General features: G+C 66.5%; 16 protein-coding genes. 5 read left to right on the top strand and 11 right to left on the bottom strand.

The window, feature by feature from the left end; all coding sequences use genetic code 11:
• Nucleotides 1-14 precede the first annotated feature (14 nt).
• Nucleotides 15-443, top strand: a complete 429-nt coding sequence (locus OHA11_RS03760; RefSeq protein WP_266491911.1) for a hypothetical protein — start codon at nt 15-17, stop codon at nt 441-443.
• Between the two features lie 21 nt (nt 444-464).
• Here OHA11_RS03760 and OHA11_RS03765 read toward each other — a convergent pair whose 3' ends face one another.
• The 4 genes from OHA11_RS03765 to OHA11_RS03780 all read right to left on the bottom strand — a co-directional run bounded on the left by OHA11_RS03765 (nt 465) and on the right by OHA11_RS03780 (nt 4164).
• Nucleotides 465-1379, bottom strand: a complete 915-nt coding sequence (locus OHA11_RS03765; RefSeq protein WP_266491913.1) for an IS982 family transposase — start codon at nt 1377-1379, stop codon at nt 465-467.
• Nucleotides 1380-1581: 202 nt separating this feature from the next.
• Complete coding sequence (locus OHA11_RS03770; RefSeq protein ID WP_266491915.1) at nt 1582-1773, bottom strand: hypothetical protein; 192 nt, start codon at nt 1771-1773, stop codon at nt 1582-1584.
• Nucleotides 1774-1864: 91 nt separating this feature from the next.
• Nucleotides 1865-2698 carry a methyltransferase domain-containing protein gene (locus OHA11_RS03775; RefSeq protein WP_266491916.1) on the bottom strand — a complete coding sequence of 278 codons (834 nt, stop codon included), beginning with the start codon at nt 2696-2698 and terminating at the stop codon, nt 1865-1867.
• A gap of 554 nt (nt 2699-3252) precedes the next feature.
• Nucleotides 3253-4164 carry a cyclopropane-fatty-acyl-phospholipid synthase family protein gene (locus OHA11_RS03780; RefSeq protein ID WP_266491917.1) on the bottom strand — a complete coding sequence of 304 codons (912 nt, stop codon included), beginning with the start codon at nt 4162-4164 and terminating at the stop codon, nt 3253-3255.
• Between the two features lie 635 nt (nt 4165-4799).
• Here OHA11_RS03780 and ispH point away from each other — a divergent pair.
• The 3 genes from ispH to ispG all read left to right on the top strand — a co-directional run bounded on the left by ispH (nt 4800) and on the right by ispG (nt 8972).
• Nucleotides 4800-5750 (top strand): 4-hydroxy-3-methylbut-2-enyl diphosphate reductase, encoded by a 951-nt coding sequence (gene ispH, locus OHA11_RS03785; protein WP_266491919.1) that lies wholly within the window; start codon nt 4800-4802, stop codon nt 5748-5750.
• A gap of 259 nt (nt 5751-6009) precedes the next feature.
• Nucleotides 6010-7833, top strand: a complete 1824-nt coding sequence (locus OHA11_RS03790) for a 1-deoxy-D-xylulose-5-phosphate synthase (protein WP_266491921.1) — start codon at nt 6010-6012, stop codon at nt 7831-7833.
• A gap of 17 nt (nt 7834-7850) precedes the next feature.
• Nucleotides 7851-8972, top strand: a complete 1122-nt coding sequence (gene ispG / locus OHA11_RS03795) for a flavodoxin-dependent (E)-4-hydroxy-3-methylbut-2-enyl-diphosphate synthase (protein ID WP_266491923.1) — start codon at nt 7851-7853, stop codon at nt 8970-8972.
• A gap of 170 nt (nt 8973-9142) precedes the next feature.
• Here ispG and OHA11_RS48470 read toward each other — a convergent pair whose 3' ends face one another.
• Nucleotides 9143-9436, bottom strand: a complete 294-nt coding sequence (locus tag OHA11_RS48470) for a LuxR C-terminal-related transcriptional regulator (protein WP_353962944.1) — start codon at nt 9434-9436, stop codon at nt 9143-9145.
• Between the two features lie 223 nt (nt 9437-9659).
• Between OHA11_RS48470 and OHA11_RS03800 the strand changes: the two genes are divergently transcribed.
• Nucleotides 9660-9926, top strand: coding sequence for a hypothetical protein (locus tag OHA11_RS03800; protein WP_266491924.1), 267 nt, complete (start codon nt 9660-9662; stop codon nt 9924-9926).
• A 670-nt stretch (nt 9927-10596) separates the two neighbouring features.
• On the opposite strand, the gene OHA11_RS03805 is transcribed toward OHA11_RS03800, so the two are convergent.
• From OHA11_RS03805 to OHA11_RS03825, 6 genes are all read right to left on the bottom strand, one after another.
• Nucleotides 10597-11571, bottom strand: a complete 975-nt coding sequence (locus OHA11_RS03805) for a CdaR family transcriptional regulator (protein ID WP_266491925.1) — start codon at nt 11569-11571, stop codon at nt 10597-10599.
• Nucleotides 11572-11579: 8 nt separating this feature from the next.
• On the bottom strand, nt 11580-12008 hold the full coding sequence (locus OHA11_RS48475) for a helix-turn-helix transcriptional regulator (protein WP_353962970.1): 429 nt from the start codon (nt 12006-12008) through the stop codon (nt 11580-11582).
• Between the two features lie 868 nt (nt 12009-12876).
• A complete protein-coding gene (locus tag OHA11_RS03810) occupies nt 12877-14064 on the bottom strand; it encodes an ABC transporter ATP-binding protein (RefSeq protein WP_266491927.1) in 1188 nt (395 codons plus the stop codon).
• A gap of 26 nt (nt 14065-14090) precedes the next feature.
• Entirely contained in the window at nt 14091-14924 is an 834-nt protein-coding gene (locus OHA11_RS03815) for a carbohydrate ABC transporter permease (RefSeq protein WP_266491928.1), read from the bottom strand.
• A complete protein-coding gene (locus tag OHA11_RS03820) occupies nt 14924-15841 on the bottom strand; it encodes a carbohydrate ABC transporter permease (protein WP_266491929.1) in 918 nt (305 codons plus the stop codon). The genes OHA11_RS03815 and OHA11_RS03820 overlap by 1 nt, the downstream gene beginning before the upstream one ends.
• Nucleotides 15838-17148, bottom strand: coding sequence for an ABC transporter substrate-binding protein (locus OHA11_RS03825; RefSeq protein WP_266491930.1), 1311 nt, complete (start codon nt 17146-17148; stop codon nt 15838-15840). Before OHA11_RS03825 ends, OHA11_RS03820 begins: the two co-directional genes overlap by 4 nt.
• Nucleotides 17149-17226 lie beyond the last annotated feature (78 nt).

Here is a 17226-nt window from a genome sequence, read left to right on the forward strand (position 1 = left end):
TTCCACAGATCAGGATGCCGGCCAGCCTCGGCATTTCGCGACGGCCCGTCAGTTCAACTGGTGGGCCGTTTCGGCTTGTCGGACTGGTGATAGGCATGCCGGTGGCCCGGCTGTCGCGTCGGGTGGGCGCCGGGTTCCACGGCTCCGGTGAGATGGTGCTGCGCACGGGGACGGGAGAGTACTGGTCAGCAGGGGTTCGGGAGGGTGTCGAGCCGGGCCGGGCCTTCCCTGATCAGGTGGGTCCAGGGCCAGTGCTTCGTGAGGCGGAGGATGTGCCGTCGGCCGATGGTGCCGAGCTGGGCGGCGATGGAAAGCAGCCGCAGACGGCAGGGTTCCCACAGGCGGGCCTTGCCGGTCAGGGTGGGCAGATCGCCGCGTATGTCGGCCAGGAAGTCGATGACGTCGTGGTGGCGGGCGCAGGTGATGTCGTGCTAGATGAATGAGTCCGAGGGGTGTCGTTGCGGTCAGTGATCGTAGGCGGTCAGTGATCGCTTGATCGGTTGTCCGGTCTTGTCGTTGTGCCAGATCGCGGCGGTGAGCGCGAGGATCCGGCACAGGACGCGGGCCGCTACCCCCGCCGGGCTCTTGCCGCCGTGTCGTTCCAGGTCGAGCTGTCCCTTGAGGGTCTGGTTGACCGACTCGATGACCTGCCGCAGGGGCTTGAACAGGTGTGACCCGGCCCGCTCGGCCTCTCCCTTGCGGGCCGGCCGCAGCAACTGAAGGTGACGCTCGGCAAGATCATGCTCGAACTCGCGGCCGTAGTAGTTCTTGTCCCCGATGATCGTCTGGCCGGGGCGGGCGGCTGCGGCATCGGGCGCGGTGTCGAGCATGTCGCGCAGCGTCTCGCGCTCGTCGGCCTTCGCGCCGGTGAGGGCGAACAGGACCGGCAGCCCGCCGAGTGTGCACACCAGGTGCAGCCGCAGCCCCCAGAAGTACCGTGAGTGCGACGCGCAGTAACCGTACTCGGCCCAGCCCGCCAGGTCCGAGCGTTTCGCCGTCTCGCGGGAGCAGCCGCAGCCGACCGGGGTGGAGTCGACCAGCCACACATCGTCGCTCCACAGCGAGGTGTCCCGGGCCAGGATCCGGATCATGCTGGTGAGCAGCGAGGACGCGGCACGCAGCCGCTTGTTGTAGCCGGACTGCTGGGGCACGTAGGGGAAGAGGTGGCCGAAGTCCCGCCCGACGCGGCGCAGCCAGCGCCGCTCGGAGGTGTAACCGAGCAGCGCCGACGTGACTGCGAGGGTGACCAGTTCGGCGTCACTGAGCGTGGGCGCGATCCCGACGGCGGGCCGGTACGGGGCCAGCCACGGCGAAGCCTTCAACTCGTCGTCGATCCGGGCATAGAGTGCCGTTGCGAGGGTGTCCAGGTCTGTCTTCACACACTGACCTTGGACGCCCTCGTCTCATGTCCGCAGGCCATCCCTTGGACTCATTCATCTAGCGGCCGGATCGCGCCGCGGAGACCCAGAGCGACCAGCCCGGCGCGGAGATGACCTGGACATTGCTGCCATGGTGCTTGTGTTTCCCGCTCCAGCACAGGTCATGACCGTTGGGGCCGGATCGCGACCCGGTAGGCGGGGATCACCACCCGTCGAGGTACACGTGCGTCACGCCGGCTTGCTTGGCCTGCGCCAGGACGTGGCGCAGACCAAGGGCATGTGCGACGAGCAGGTCGGTACCTTCGTGCAGGTACCGGTAGCAGGCTTTGTCGCTGAGCTCGTTGTCACAGGCCAGTTGCGCGACACGGGTGCCGTCGAGGAACCGGGGGATCACCAGCGCGGCCTGTTTGAAGCAGCTCAGCGCGCCTTGGCCTCAGCCTTACTCCTTGAGACGCCGAGCTGAAAACCGAGGACGGCGCCCGCGCTCATGCGCGGACCGCGGTCAGGAAGAGGTAGCCGCTCTCCGGGATGGCCCCGAACCTGCGCACGAAGTCAATGAGCGAGTCGGCCTGTTCCTTGCCGACCAGATCGGACAGCTTGTCGCTGACAGTTTCAAAGGCGTCGGCCATGAGCCCGAGGGTACGGATGACGTTGTCGGTGATGTCACGGATCTCCACGTCGACGAAACCGTTGGCGGCCAACGCCGTCCGGTATTCGTCCACAGTGCCCAAGGAGCGCACCCCGTAGTTCGCACAGATGTGGTCCAGGACCACTTGTCCCTCAGGGCTGATCGGGTCGCGCTGGATGACGTCGGCGATGGCGAGGCGGCCGCCGGGGCGCAGGACGCGGGCGGCCTCGGAGAGCACCTGGCCGCGGTCGGGCATGTGCCACATCGACTCGAACGCCCAGGCCGCGTCGAACGAGCCGTCGGGGAAGGGCATGTCCATCGCGTCGGCGAACTGGAACGTGGCCCGGTCGGCGAGCCCAGCCGCGGCCGCGTGTTCCGTGGCCTCCTTCACCTGGATCTGGCTGACGGTGATACCCACCACGTTCACGTCACAAGTGCGGACGAGCCGCTGCGCGGGATGGCCGATGCCGCAGCCGATGTCCAGGACCCGCTGGCCGGCCTGCGCGGCGAGACCTGAGATCATCAGGTCGGTCAGGCGGTCTGTGGCTACCTCGACGGAGCTGTCGTCGGCGTCGTTCTCCCAGTAGCCGTAGTGGATATTGGGGCCCCACACCGAACCGTAGACCCGACCGAACCCGTCGTACACGTTACGGACGTCGTCGCTGTGAGTGGGAGACTGCTCGATCGTCATGAGGAACTCCGTGTCGTTGTGAAAGTGGCGGGAAGCCGACGGCGGTTCAGCCCTACCGGCGGTGAGCCCGCGAATGATCGTGCTGGTACGCCACCGCAGGTCCTGCGGGTCGACCGCGAACCACATTCCGGGGAACGCGTCGAGGAGATGGTCGGCGACGTGAATACAGCTGACGTAGTTTTGAGACCTTGGCCGCCGAAGGTGTGGCGTAGCGGCGGCCCGTCGTCCCGAGGGCTCTCGTGGTAGGGCGCGACTCGGAGCTGTACCGGCTGGCCGCCGCCGTTTACCTCGACGGTGGGCTTGTCCGCGGCGTCTTTCGTATACCACCGTCAACCACGAGCTGGCCCATGTCGGCTGATGACAGACCCTCTGCGGCGAGGGTCTCGGTCAACCGCCCTGGAATCCGGCAGTCACTTCGAAAGGTGGGCGGAAACCCGCTGTGCTCGGCTGGGCAACCCCAGCCGAGCACCTGCGTGATCTACTGACAACCACTGACAACCACGTAAGCCATCAGGTGTTGCGAGGACCCGAGAATCCGCCAGCACGTTCTTCGCTCACTTCAGCTCGAAGCGCAAGAAACCCAGCCGCAGGCCCCCTGCTCGCCATTCGGTGCCAAGCGCCTGGTTCGCCATCAGGGATATCCTCAGCTGCCTGCGGTCAACTGCTGAAAGGCTGCTGTCACTGTCCAGTACCGCCTTCGTCCAGGCAGCACTCTCATCCCAGAACGGCGAGGTTTCTGACGTAGCGTCGGCTTCATCGACCAATTCAAAACCCGCAGACTTCGCGGCTTCTGCGTAGTCGAGCACCGTAGCCGGTTTTGTGTAGAAGTATTCGGCCCACACATCGGCCCCGTGCGGGCGTGTAGTGAATACTTCCTCGATGCACACACTCGCGCCCGGACGAAGCACGCGTGCCAGACGCTCGAACCACTGAGGACGGTTGAAATATCCGCTGCTCTCGATTGCTACCGCCGCGTCGAAGGGGCCGCCGTCCGAGGGGAGATGCATCGCATCACAGACCAGTGTTCGGACCTTCCCACCCACACCGGATTCCTGCGCGAACCCCTCAACTATCGGCGCGTGTTCCGGCGCGTTGGTGACCGCCGTGACGTCGGCGCCGTACTCCTGTGCCCAGAAGAGCGAGCCCCCGCCAAGACCGCAGCCGACATCCAGGATTCTCCCCGACAGCCGGTGTTCAGCGCCCCAGATCTTGGCCGCATACCGCAGTAAACCCTCTTGATGAAGCCGTATGCTGCGGCGAATAGCATCCGGCGTCGCATCGTGCGCATTCAGCGGCGTTTCAGAGGAAGGGTAGTAACCCACGTGATAGTGGATCCTGGGTCCAGGCCCGTATTTGCGAACAAGCCTAGCTGTTTTGTCGTCGTAGTATTGGCCAACTATTCTTACCTCATCCTGAGACTCCAGCACTGTTTGAGGTGAACTTGAAATTTCATCCAGATTTGCCATGGTCACTCCTCCAGAGCTCGGATGCCGACGACGTTGGCGAATGGCCCGATTTGGTCGTTGCGCTGTGCTCGTCATGATTTTGGCGAGGTTACGTGGTTTGACGAGGATCGCCGGACCGGATTTCATGTTCATCAACTGTGTCGGCACCTCCCACATGCGAGAGTCACCCGGCACCGAGGCAAGTAGCGATCCATGAAATGGTTTGCGACACAAGTGGGTCAAGCTGGACGGTTGTACCAGCCTTGATCCGAGATTGTTGCCATAGCAGCGCCTCGTTCGAAATGCATAGCCGCCCTCATGATCCGGAACCTTGAGTCGCACTGAAATTGAGGGGCAGCTATTGGATTCCATCCTGGAGGACGACCATGGTCGTGTCAACGACACAGCGTGAGCATCTTCGACTTTAGGAAAAACCCCAAAGAACACGGCGTAAGGCCTGGATTAGACTACCCTGCAGATTGGTAGCCGCTGGGCGGCACCAAGGCCGTATTCGAGTCCGGCTATTAAGCCGGCACCCAACGGCAGACAAGACTTCCCGAGAAGGACTCGGTTTCTACCGACCGGCGTGGATGCCCTGTTCGGCATCGCAAGCCATGCGTTCCGACGTGGACGTCATGGCACGGAACGGAGTGGGAATGAGTGGCGGTAAGCAGGTCCTGCTGGCCGAACCGCGCAGTTTGTGTGCCGGTGTACGCCGAGCGATAGCCATCATCGACCTCGCACTGGAACAGCACGGCGCGCCGATCTACGTCCGCAAGGAGATCGTGCACAACCACCACGTGGTGCGCGAGTTCCAGCGCCGGGGTGTCCGGTTCGTCGACTCCGAGCAGGAGGTGCCGGAGGGCGCGGTGTGTGTCTTCTCCGCGCACGGCGTCTCCCCGCAAGTGCGGCAGAACGCGGACGCACGCGGGCTGGACGTGCTCGACGCGACCTGCCCCCTGGTGGCCAAGGTCCACCAGGAGGCCCGCCGGTTCGCCCGCGACGGGCGGACGTTGCTGCTGGTCGGGCACGCGGACCACGAGGAGGTCGAGGGCACCTTCGGGCACGCTCCCGACCAGACGGTCATCGTCGAGACGGCTGCCGACGCGGAGGCACTGGACCTTCCCCCCGACGCACCGGTCGCCTACCTCACCCAGACCACGCTCTCGGTGGACGAGACAAGGGACATCATCGCCGTACTCCAGCGCAGGTTCACCGACCTGCGCGGGCCCGCCACCGACGACATCTGTTATGCCAGCCAGAACCGCCAGGACGGCATCAGGGCCATCGTGGACCGGTGCGACCTGGTGCTGGTGGTCGGTTCGACCAACTCCAGTAACTCGATCCGGATGGTCGAGGTGGCGCGCAGGCTCGGCGGCAGGGCCGAACTGGTGCCGGACGTGACCCGCTTCGACCCCACGTGGCTGGCCGGCGTGAGCACGGTCGGCGTGAGCGCCGGAGCGAGCGCGCCGGAGATCCTCGTCGACCAGCTGCTCGACCGGCTCGCCGAACTGGGTTACGCGGATACGTCCGTGGAACGGGTGGCGACCGAGGACATCGTGTTCTCCCCGCCCACGCGGCTGACCGGAGTGGCGGACGTGCCGTGACCGATCGAGACCGGGCGACCCCTGTCGCTGATGGCGCCAAGGACTCTGTTGGCAAGAGCGCGTCGGTGGTGAGCCGCGTCGGCCGTCGTTCCGACCTGTCCGACCAGCCGCGGCCACCACATGCAATGAGGGGCCTTCCAGGCGTCAGCCGGCGCACGAGGCCGTCGGCCGAACCGGCATCGCGCCGGGCAGTCGGCCCGAACTGACCGAGAGAGCGGCCGCGGCCGCCCACCACACCCGGTGAGGAGCACTGTTCGACATGGCGCTGCTGGAAACCGTGCGCGACCCGGCGCGGCTGCGTGAGCTGACCGCCGGGGAGCTCCGCGACCTCGCCGGGGAGATCCGCGCGTTCCTGATCGAGCGGGTCTCCGCGACCGGTGGACACCTCGGGCCCAACCTGGGTGTGGTTGAGCTGACCATCGCGTTGCACACGGTGTTCGAGTCCCCGCGGGACCGGTTGCTGTGGGACACCGGGCACCAGTCCTACGTGCACAAGATCCTGACGGGCCGCCAGGCCGGGTTCGACCGGCTGCGCAAGTCGGGCGGGGTCTCCGGCTACCCGAGCCGCGAGGAGTCCGAGCACGACCTGGTGGAGAACTCGCACGCGTCCACCGCGCTGTCCTATGCGGACGGGCTGGCCAGGGCGGACGCCCACCTCGACCGACGCGACCGGGCGACCGTCGCGATCATCGGCGACGGCGCGATGACCGGCGGCATGGCCTGGGAGGCGCTCAACAACATCGCGGGCGGGCCGGAGCGGCCGCTCGTCATCGTGCTCAACGACAACCAGCGCTCCTACGCGCCGACCGTCGGCGGGCTGGCCGAGCACCTGGCCGACCTGCGCGCCGGGCGCGGGCCGGGCGTGTTCGAACAACTCGGGCTCGGTTACCTCGGCCCCGTCGACGGTCACGACCTCTCCGCCGTCCAGGACTCCCTGCGCCACGCGGTAACGCTGGGCGGGCCGGTGGTGGTGCATGTGATCACCGCCAAGGGCAAGGGATACCGGCACACCGAGACCAACGACCTCGACCTCGGCCACGCCGTCAAACCGATGGACCCGCACACCGGGCAGGCGCTGAAGGCGTCGCCCCCGTCGTTCACGTCGGTGTTCGGCGAGAAGCTGGTCGAACTGGCCGAGCAGCGCGACGACCTCGTGGCGATCACGGCCGCGATGACCGAGCCGACCGGGCTCCTGCCGCTGCAGCGCAGGTTTCCGCACCGGGTGATCGACGTCGGCATCGCCGAGCAGCACGCGGTCACGATGGCCGCCGGGTTGTCCATGGGCGGCGTGCATCCGGTGGTGGCCATCTACTCCACGTTCGTCAACCGCGCGCTCGACCAACTGCTCATGGACGTCGCGCTGCACCGCCGCCCGGTGACGTTCGTCCTCGACCGGTCAGGGGTGACCGGCGACGACGGGCCGAGCCACAACGGCATGTGGGACCTGTCGGTGCTGCAGGTGGTGCCGGGGCTGCGGATCGCGGCGCCGCGGGACGGCACCCGGCTGGCCGAACTGCTGGCTGAGGCGGTGGCGTGGCACGAAGGTCCGACACTGCTGCGGTTCCCCAAAGGCCCCGCCGGTGAGGACCTGCCCGCCACCGCCACGTTCAACGGGCTTGACGTGCTGCGCCGTTCCGGCCGGCTGGACGTGCTGATCATCGCGGTAGGCGCGCTGGCCGGGCTCGCGCTCACCGTCGCCGACGGTGTGCGGGCACAGGGCATCGGGGTGACGGTGGTGGACCCGAGGTGGGTCACCCCGGTCAACCCCGCGCTGGCCGACCTGGCCCGCCGCCACCGGCTCGCGATCACGGTCGAGGACAACAGCCGCGCGGGTGGTGTCGGTTCCGCGATCGCGCAGGCGTTGCGGGACGCCGACGTGCACACCCCGCTGCGCGAGTTCGGCATTCCGAGGCGGTTCCTCAGCCACGGCTCCAGGGCCGAGGTACTCGCCGCCTGCGGGCTGACCGCGCAGAACATCACCAGGGTCGTGGTGGAGCTGCTGACCGGCCTCGACGCCGCACCGGCGTCGGCAGGCATCGACGACCCCGGCACCTGGCCGGTTCACTCAGGGGAGGAACATTGACGACCGTCGATCTGGGAATGCCCTTGCCACGCAAGGACGAGGCCCCGTTCTCGGTGGCCACGCGGCGGACGTCCCGCCAGATCATGGTGGGCACGGTGCCGGTCGGCGGCGACGCGCCGGTGTCGGTGCAGTCGATGACCACCACGCCCACCACCGACATCGACGCCACGCTGCAGCAGATCGCCGAGCTCACTGCGGCGGGCTGCGAGATCGTGCGGGTCGCCGTGCCGTCGGCGGACGACGCGGCCGCGCTGCCGGTGATCGCCCGCAAGTCGGGCATCCCGGTGATCGCCGACATCCACTTCCAACCGAAGTACGTGTTCGCCGCGATCGACGCCGGCTGCGCCGCGGTGAGGGTCAACCCCGGCAACATCCGCCAGTTCGACGACCAGGTCGGCACGATCGCCCGTGCGGCCAAGGACGCGGGCATCCCGATCCGGATCGGCGTGAACGCCGGGTCGCTGGACAAACGGTTGCTGCACAAGCACGGCGGCGTCACCCCGGAGGCGCTGGTGGAGTCGGCGTTGTGGGAGTGCTCGTTGTTCGAGGAGCACGGCTTCACCGACCTGAAGATCTCGGTGAAGCACCACGACCCGGTGGTGATGATCGAGGCGTATCGCAAGCTCGCCGGCCGGTGCGACTACCCGCTGCACCTCGGCGTGACCGAGGCAGGCCCCCGGTTCCAGGGCACTGTCAAGTCCGCGGCCGCGTTCGGCGCGCTGCTCTCGGAGGGCATCGGCGACACCATCCGCGTCTCGCTCTCCGCACCACCGGTCGAGGAGATCAAGGTCGGCGCGCAGATCCTGGAGTCGCTCGGGTTGAGGCCACGGGGACTGGACATCGTGTCGTGCCCGTCCTGCGGCCGGGCCCAGGTCGATGTGCACACCCTCGCCGAGCGGGTCACCGCGGCACTCGAGGGGTTCCCGGTGCCGTTGCGGGTGGCGGTGATGGGCTGTGTCGTCAACGGGCCTGGCGAGGCGCGCGAGGCCGACATCGGTGTCGCCGCCGGCAACGGCAAGGGCCAGATCTTCGTCAAGGGCAAGGTGATCCGCACGGTCCCCGAGTCACAGATCGTGGAGACCCTCCTGGCCGAGGCCGCACGCATCGCCGAGGAGATGGGCGTGGACGTCGAGGCGTGACCGGCCGCACTTGGTCCGACGACGAGAGGAGCCCGCGGACTCGTGGCCGGTCAGCGCCTGACCTCCGGCCTGACCAGAAGGAGCGAGATAAAGGCAAAACCCAGGAAAAATGACACAAAATACAGTTCACGCGTGAACGTACGGATTACGATCTCGTGAACCACCGACCGTTAATCCACAGTTTCACACGCAATGCGCGGGGGCCACGAATCTGTTCGCAGAATCTGGAGGACGAACGCCCTCGAAACTAAAGAGACACGATTCGGCGCCTGCAGCTTGTCGGACATGACGCGGACGTGATAGTCGATGGTCTTCGAACTGAGGTGCAACTCTCTCGAAAGTCGCCCGCTGGAGAAGCCGGCCGCAACACCCTCCAGGATCCTGGCCTGGACCGAGCTGAGACCCCAGCCACCGACTGGCGGGGACACTTCGCAGCCGTTCTGATCGTTATCCATGGCACCCATCCATTCCGTACAGCCGGCTAGGCCAGGACCGTAAACGGAGAAATGCAGAGCGAGAAGTACTGGAAATATCCTAGGGTGGACCACTCACTCTTGTCACTGTTGCGCCGTCGCAACCCGTCAATTTCAGTCCACCTCGGAATTCCCTCCAAATTTTACGGAATTCTGGCCTTGTACGTATTAACGTGCGCGTGCCGGGTAATAGCGTTGGCCGACGAGCTACGACATGAAGATCATCAGCTCCCACGCATCCAACCCCGGAGATGAGACTCAGCCGTGCGTCCACAGTGGAGCAGCTTCGAGGAACGGCCGTGACGAACTCCGCGCGCGATACCAAGACCGCAGCGCCGGCAGCCCTCTACGAGGACCTGAGCGTGGCGAGCTCGCCGGCGAAGACCTCGACGACATCCGCGCGGCCATGCGCGCCGCGTCGCTCTCGGTGCGCAGCTACCTGTGGCGGACCGGTGACAACGATCCGGCGGACCGGAAATGAGCAGCTCAAGCCGCCACAATAAGTGGCGGCTCAGCCGTTCCACGCAGGGCGACCCCCACCTGGACGACAAGGTCATGGCGATCGCGCGCTAGCAAGGTCAGCGCCACAACGACGACCAGCGGGATCACCACATCGTGACTCAGCTCCGATTTTCCGCAATTCGCGGAGAACCGCCCGAGAACTCATGGAAGTCGGCCACCAGTCGCACCGGCTTCGCGGACGCCTCTTCCCCGGCACAGCGGCCGGCTCGCCAGTTGGATGGCGTCGCTCAGGCCGCACCACCAGGCGGCGAACCTGTCCGACTCGTCGAACTGTCACGGGCGGGCGTTGCGGATGCTCGGTGAGGTGACCGAAGGGGCCCGCGGCGGGGCGCTGCTGCAACGCTCGAGGTCAGCACGCGTACTGTCGAGAAACCTCATCACTGCTATCGCAAGCTCGGAGTCGGAGGCAGGGCAGAATTGGTAGAGGCGCTCGAGTCTGCCGCGAGACGGTCCGCGGCGGAATCCCTGACCGAGCGGTAGTGCTGTCGGGGCGGACCTGTCCACGGTACGTGAGTGTGCGATCGGGTACGGGAACTCCGCTGGGGCCCTGTTGCCACTACATCTGCACGCACGCGATACGCCCAAGTCGTGAGCGTCGTCCGACCGCTGCAGGTCCGCTGTGGAAGCAGCTACGCGCGGTCGGCTACGCGCCGTCCTGCACGGCGATCAGCGCACACCTGGTCATCCTCTTGCAGGGCCTCGGCGATCATCGCCGCCGTCAGCATCTGCGCGCCTCTGCCACTGGTCGGGTCGCAGCCGGTGACGTCTCCGATCCGCCTCAGGCGGTAGTCCAGCGTGCTGCGGTGGATGAACAGGCTGCGGGCCGCCTTGTTCCTGCTGTAGTCAGAGTCGACGAAGGCAGTCAACGTCTCCCACAGAACCTTGTGCGCCCGAAGCGGCCTGATCACCGCAGCCAGGTCGGTCCGCACCTTCTCGTGCAGCGTGACCGCATACTCGACCAACACGTCCGAGATCGTGTAGGCACCGCTCGGGCGCAGTCCCGCCACCACCAGCCTCAGCACGTAGGACGCCTCGTTGAACCCATCGACGAGGCGTGCTCTGTCCCGTTCCGCAGTCGCGAGCCAGCCCCTGCCGCCAAGACACTGGGTCAGCCTCGTCACCGAGCGTTCGCCGCTGTCTGGACCGGCTGTCGGGATGAAGAGGACGACGTTGCCGTCCCGGTGCGTCAGCAGCGTGTGCTCTCCCGCCACCGCGCGTAACGCAGCCACCTCGCGTCCGGGCTCCGCAAGCCTCACCACGGCGATCAGGTATCGAGGAGTAAGCCCTTCGAGCACGTCCGCGGGCAGCGGATGACCGTCGGCGAGGTCGCCTGCCAGATCACGCGAATCATCCGCAGTGGTTTTTTGCTGGTATCCGTCGAGGAAGTCCTGCAGCAGGCTACCCCCGGCGCGCACGATGGCGGCCAGCCTCGGATCACCTGCCGCCGCCTTGGTCAACAGCTCAACCAGCTCGTCCGGCTTGTTACCGGTCCACTCCTGCCCTGCGGCCCGCACCTTCGCCCTGAAGTCAGCGACCCCGTCCTCTTCCGGCGTCGAGCGGAGCGCCTCGACCGGGGATAACGACCTGCCTAACATTTCGACCATTCCTCACCTCATCTTCCCGAATGGTGCGGTCGCCCATAAGACCGCACCTGACGCTTTCTACAGATGCCGCTCAGGTAGTTCCTGACGGTATTTTCGGTCAGGCACATATTGAGGGCCACTTCGCGGGTCACCAAGCCGGAGGCGAGCAGCGCCATAATTCGCTTTTCCCGGTGCGACAGCCGGACCGTGCGCTTTCGCCTTCCCCTCACCACCGGATTCGGCTGCGTCGACACCGCCGCCGTCCAACAGCACGTGGGCAGCAACTTGACGTCCGACTCGATCGAGAACCGCCTCACTTCCTGGGCCATGCCAGGTCCGCAAGACAAAAGGACGTCATCGCCCGAACGGACCTCATGGAGGTCGCGTACCACCCGGGCTTCCGGCCAGGAAAGGCAAATCGATCCGGCACCGTGAGAACCGACCAAAGCCACTGACATTAACGCCGGAGAAAATTCTCCCGCCGGAGCAGTGTGGGTTTTCGGCACGGCACTCTCCGTCCATGTCCACGAGGGCGCATCGGAGCCTGTGGCGAGTCACTCCGACCCTGAAGATCCTAACACGGATACTAAATATTGTAATATATTACCCGCCAGTTACGTTCCTTTATGTCTTATATCTACTTCTTTTCCTTGGAATTACCCCTTGAACATCGTCAGGTGTATTCCAACCGCTTGTCAGGCATATTCCAATCGCTTGAGCGAAGTACGCCGTCGGCCGACGATGGCGTCGTGGTGGTCGAGCGGGATCAACTCGTGGCGCCCGAGCCGCCCTCCGCACCAGGTTCATCGCGGATCGCCCGGGTGGTCTTGGCGATGTTGTCGGCTCCGGGGATTTCAGCACGCCGATGGCGAGATTGCGGAAGATCGCCATGGCGCGAGGTGCGGTCCCGGTCTCCACTCGCCAGTGGGCACGGATCGCGGCGGCCAGATCTGCCGGGGCCGGTCCGGTGGGCGTCGAGGCTGGTGACGGCGTAAACGCTCTCACAGGTCTCGCGTTCGCCGGTGGGCTCGCGCCGACGGTGGACTCGTAACGCCCCTGACGCCACCCTGGCCGCGGTCGACTCCCGATCAAGATCCGGACCATGCGCGGGCCAGAGTCCGACTGTTTCCTCTACCGTCCATCGTTTGCGCAGGTCACGGGCGCCTGCGGCCTGTACCACCAACAGACGAAGAACCTGCCGGCATTACGGCCTCCAACGCCAGTCGATCATCCACGCCTGGAACGCCCCAATGTGTGCGCGGCTGACCAGCCGCCTCATGAGTCGCCGGGTACACGGACGCGGATCGCGCCCTGTGCGGTGCAGTGTCAGTTCACCCTCACTGGATGCGTGAGGTTCTCTCCGGTCGCCGGGGCGAACACGTGGGCCTTGGCCATGTCGACCCGCAGCTCCACGGGTTCGCCCTCGCGGGCACGCGTGGCGGCGTCCAGGCGGGCCACCATGTGGGAGGCGTCGGCGCCGGTGTCGCGCTGGCCCGAGTCCCTGGCGAGTTCCTCCAGTTCGGTGGTCGTCGCGGGCCCGCCCTCCGCGCTGAAGTAGATGTACACATCGGAGCCCAGCGACTCCAGTACCTCCACGGTGGCGGTGAAGACCGGGCCCGTCCGGGCCCGGTCGTGCGCCAGGGCCACGTCCTCGAATGCCTCCGGTCGCAGCCCGACGATGACCTCCCGGGGCGCGTTCTGCCGTTCCAGCGCCTGCCTCGTACGGTCGTCGAGAGGCAGGTCGCCCAGGGGTGAACGCAGGGCGCCGCCCTCCAGGGTCGCGTTCAGGAAGTTCATCGCCGGGGAGCCGATGAAGCCCGCGACGAAGATGTTGCGCGGGAAGTCGTACAGCTCGGCGGGTGTGCCGATCTGCTGGACCAGGCCCTGCCGCATGACCACGACCCGGTCGCCGAGCGTCATCGCCTCGGTCTGGTCGTGGGTGACGTACACGGTGGTCGTGCCGAGGCGCCGCTGCAGCCGGGAGATCTGGGTGCGCATCTGTACCCGGAGTTTGGCGTCCAGGTTGGACAGCGGCTCGTCCATCAGGAACGCCTTGGGGTCACGGACGATCGCCCGGCCCATGGCCACCCGCTGGCGCTGACCGCCCGAGAGGTTGGCGGGCTTGCGGTCCAGGTGCTCGGTCAGGTCGAGGACCCGGGCGGCTTCCGTCACCTTGGCGTTGATGGTGGCCTTGTCCACCTTGGCCAGGCGCAGCGGGAAGCCCATGTTCTCCGCGACGTTCATGTGCGGGTACAGGGCATAGCTCTGGAACACCATGGCGATGTCGCGTTCCTTGGGAGCGAGGTCGTTGACGACCCGGTCTCCGATGCGCAGGGTCCCCTCGGTGATGTCCTCGAGTCCAGCGATCATGTTCAGGGTGGTGGACTTGCCGCATCCGGACGGACCGACCAGGATCACGAACTCGCCGTCGGCGATGTCGAGGTCCACGTCCTTCACGGCGAGGGCCCCGTCGGGGAATCGCTTGGTGACTCCCTCAAGGATGATCTCGGCCATGGCTGGTGCCTCCTTGCCTTCCCCGTTCAGCCCTTGACTGCCCCGGAGGTCAGTCCGGCGACGATCCGCCGCTGGAAGAACAGGACGAAGATGATGATCGGGATGGTGATGACCACAGCGGCGGCGGCGATCGACCCGGTGGGCTGCTGGAACTGGGAGCTTCCGGTGAAGAACGCGATCGCGGCAGGCACCGTGCGCGCGGACTCGGTGGACGTCAGCGAGATCGCGAACAGGAAGTCGTTCCAGCAGAAGATGAACACGAGGATGGCCGTGGTGAACACGCCAGGCGCGGCCAGCGGCACGATGACCATCCGGAAGGCCTGCGCGGGCGTCGCCCCGTCGACCTTGGCGGCCTTCTCCAGATCCCAGGGGATCTCCCGGAAGAAGGCCGACAGGGTGTAGATCGCGAGCGGCAGGGAGAAGGTCATGTACGGGATGATCAGCCCGATCCAGGTGTCGAAGATCCCGATGATCCGCTCGATGTTGAACAGCGGTGACACCAGGGAGATCGGGGGGAACATGGCGATCAGCAGTGACATGCCGATGAGCACCCGCTTGCCGGGGAAGCGCAGCCTGGCCACCGCGTAGGCGGCCATGGTGCCCAGCGCCACCGCGATCACCGTGGAGATCAGGGCGATACCGATGGAGTTGATCAGCGCACGGGTGAACTCGGAGGTGTCGAAGATGCCCCGGTAGTTCTCCAGGGTCCAGTCCCTGGGGATGTAGTCGCCGTCCGTGAGGGTGCTGGGGTCCTTGAACGACAGCGCCGCGATCCACCACACCGGGAACAGGGCGTACAGCACCACCACCACGTTGATGACACCCCATCGGGCGGCATGGGTCTTTCCCACCTCGGCCATCAGCGCTTCACCTCCGCGCCGGGTGCGGCAGCGCCGAACATCTTGACGAAGGTGAAGGCGATGATCCCGACGCAGATGAAGATCAGGACCGAGATCGCCGACCCGATGCCCAGGTTCAGCGCGGTGAACAGGTTGTCGTACCCGAGGATCGACAGGGAGCCGGTCCCCTGGGCGCCCCCGGTCAGGATGTAGATGTTGTCGAAGATCCGGAACGCGTCCAGTGTGCGGAAGAGCAGTGCCACCAGGATGGCCGGTTTCATCAGCGGCAGCATGATCTTGGTGAAGCGCTGCCAGGCGGTGGCACCGTCCACCATGGCCGCCTTCAGGGTCTCCTCGGGGACCAGCGCGAGGCCCGCGAGCAGCAGCAGGGCCATGAACGGCGTCGTCTTCCACACCTCGGCGAGGATGATCAGCCAGAGCGCGGGCCACTGCTCGGTCAGCGGGGCGTCCCCGCTGGGCAACAGCTCGGCGAGGTATCCGAGGTCCGGGGTCCAGGCGTACTGCCAGGAGAAGGCGGCGACCACGGTGACGATCCCGTACGGAATGAGGACCGACGTGCGGACGACGCCGCGCCAGAAGATCGTGCGGTGCATCACCAGGGCGAGCATCATTCCGAGGACCAGTTCGATCGCCACGGAGACGGTGGTAATGAACAGCGTGACCCAGAAGGCGTCCCACCAGAACGGGGAGGACAGCACAGCCCCGTAGTTGCTCAGGCCCACGAACTCGGCCCGTCCGGGGAAGCGCAGGTCGTACCGCTGGAGGGACAGATAGATGGCGTACCCGATGGGGTAGGCGGTCACGGCGATCATGACGACAACGGCGGGTGCGCAGAGCAGCCAGCCGAGCCGCCGCTCCTGCCTGGCGCCCGCCGAGAGCGCCGCTTGGTCCGGCTCCGTATGCTCCGTCTGGTTCACGGGATCACACCCTCGGATCGCAGGGCATCGTCGATCTGCTCCCTGATGGTGTTGACGGAACTCACCGGTTTGATCCCGGACGGCGGAGACAGCGTGTGGGAGACCGCGATCGACACGTTCTGGTAGACAGGAGTGATCGGGCGTACGCTCGCCGATTCCAAGGAGGCCAGCACCTCCCGGGAGAAGGGGTACTCCTTCATGAACGCGGGCTCGTCGTACAGGGCGCGCAGGGTGGGCGGCAGACCGCCCTCGAGCGCGGCGGTGAGCTGGTTCTCCCGGTTGCGCAGGCACAGCGCCGCCTCGAAGGCCAGGTCGGGGTGGCGCGAGTAGGCGCTCACCGCCAGATCGATGCCGCCGATGGTGGGCCGTGCCGGGCGGTTCGCGTCGACCCGGGGGTACGGCGCCCAGCGGAAGTTCTTGAACAGCGCGGGGTTGTTCGCCTTCATCGACGGATAGACGAACGGGTAGTTGAGCTCGAACGCCGCCGTCCCCGACTCCATGGCGAGGCGGTTCTGGTCCTCCATCTGGTTGGGCAGGGAGGGGTCCGCGGCCGGGGACTTCGCCAGATCGCGCATGACCCCGGCGGCCCGCACGGCAGGAGGACCGAGGGAGGGCTCGGTCGCGCTCGCGTTGAGGATGGAGCCGCCCGCGCTGTTGATCAGCGTGTTGAACCAGACGGTCAGGCCCTCGTACTGGGCGCCCTGGATCTCCACGAAGTGCGGTTTGCCCTGCCGGGCGAGGGCGCCGGCCATGTCCAGCATCTCGGCCCAGGTCTTGGGCGGGGTGGGCACCAGGTCCTTGCGGTACCACAGGAGCTGGGTGTTGGTGTTGTACGGGACGGCGTACAGCTTGCCTTTCCAGGTCGAGGTCTGCAGCGGTACGCGCAGGGTGCCCTCGACGGCCTGCCGCTTCGCCGCCCCCGTCCATTCCCGGATCCAGCGTGCCTCGGCGAACTCCGCCGCCCAGGTGACGTCCAGGCCCATGATGTCGATCGAGTCGTCCTCGGCGGCGAGTCTGCGGACAAGCTGCTGGCGCTGGCCGTCCGCGGCGCGCGGGAGCTTGTTGTAGCTGATCCGGTAGCGGCCGCCCGACGCCTGGCTGCACCGGTCGGCCGCCTTCTGCAGCGCACCGGAGTCGTCGGGGAAGTTGTACCAGTTGAGGGTGGGCGTGCCGGAGCCCTCGTCACTGCCACAAGCGGCCAGCGCCGACGCCAGCAACGGCAGTACGGCGAGCGCCCGCAGCCATCGTGTCCCTCTGGGGCGTCCGTTCTGATCCGGAACGGGACGGTAGCCGCACCTCGCGTGCACGCGCTCCACACCTCGCTTCCGGACGGTGGCACAGGCCTCGGACCTCGCAGCGTTTCCCTGCCCGGCGAACACTAAAGA

It is taken from the genome of Streptomyces sp. NBC_00878, from assembly GCF_026341515.1.
Classification (GTDB): Bacteria; Actinomycetota; Actinomycetes; order Streptomycetales; family Streptomycetaceae; genus Streptomyces.

What these genes read in the sequence shown, in the direction of transcription:
- OHA11_RS03760 (WP_266491911.1), top strand. Translation starts at nt 15, where the DNA reads ATGCCGGCCAGCCTCGGCATTTCGCGACGGCCCGTCAGTTCAACTGGT.
- OHA11_RS03775 (WP_266491916.1), bottom strand. Translation starts at nt 2,698, where the DNA reads ATGACGATCGAGCAGTCTCCCACTCACAGCGACGACGTCCGTAACGTG.
- OHA11_RS03780 (WP_266491917.1), bottom strand. Translation starts at nt 4,164, where the DNA reads ATGGCAAATCTGGATGAAATTTCAAGTTCACCTCAAACAGTGCTGGAG.
- ispH (WP_266491919.1), top strand. Translation starts at nt 4,800, where the DNA reads ATGAGTGGCGGTAAGCAGGTCCTGCTGGCCGAACCGCGCAGTTTGTGT.
- OHA11_RS03790 (WP_266491921.1), top strand. Translation starts at nt 6,010, where the DNA reads ATGGCGCTGCTGGAAACCGTGCGCGACCCGGCGCGGCTGCGTGAGCTG.
- ispG (WP_266491923.1), top strand. Translation starts at nt 7,851, where the DNA reads ATGCCCTTGCCACGCAAGGACGAGGCCCCGTTCTCGGTGGCCACGCGG.
- OHA11_RS48470 (WP_353962944.1), bottom strand. Translation starts at nt 9,436, where the DNA reads ATGGGTGCCATGGATAACGATCAGAACGGCTGCGAAGTGTCCCCGCCA.
- OHA11_RS03800 (WP_266491924.1), top strand. Translation starts at nt 9,660, where the DNA reads ATGAAGATCATCAGCTCCCACGCATCCAACCCCGGAGATGAGACTCAG.
- OHA11_RS03805 (WP_266491925.1), bottom strand. Translation starts at nt 11,571, where the DNA reads ATGGTCGAAATGTTAGGCAGGTCGTTATCCCCGGTCGAGGCGCTCCGC.
- OHA11_RS48475 (WP_353962970.1), bottom strand. Translation starts at nt 12,008, where the DNA reads ATGTCAGTGGCTTTGGTCGGTTCTCACGGTGCCGGATCGATTTGCCTT.
- OHA11_RS03810 (WP_266491927.1), bottom strand. Translation starts at nt 14,064, where the DNA reads ATGGCCGAGATCATCCTTGAGGGAGTCACCAAGCGATTCCCCGACGGG.
- OHA11_RS03815 (WP_266491928.1), bottom strand. Translation starts at nt 14,924, where the DNA reads ATGGCCGAGGTGGGAAAGACCCATGCCGCCCGATGGGGTGTCATCAAC.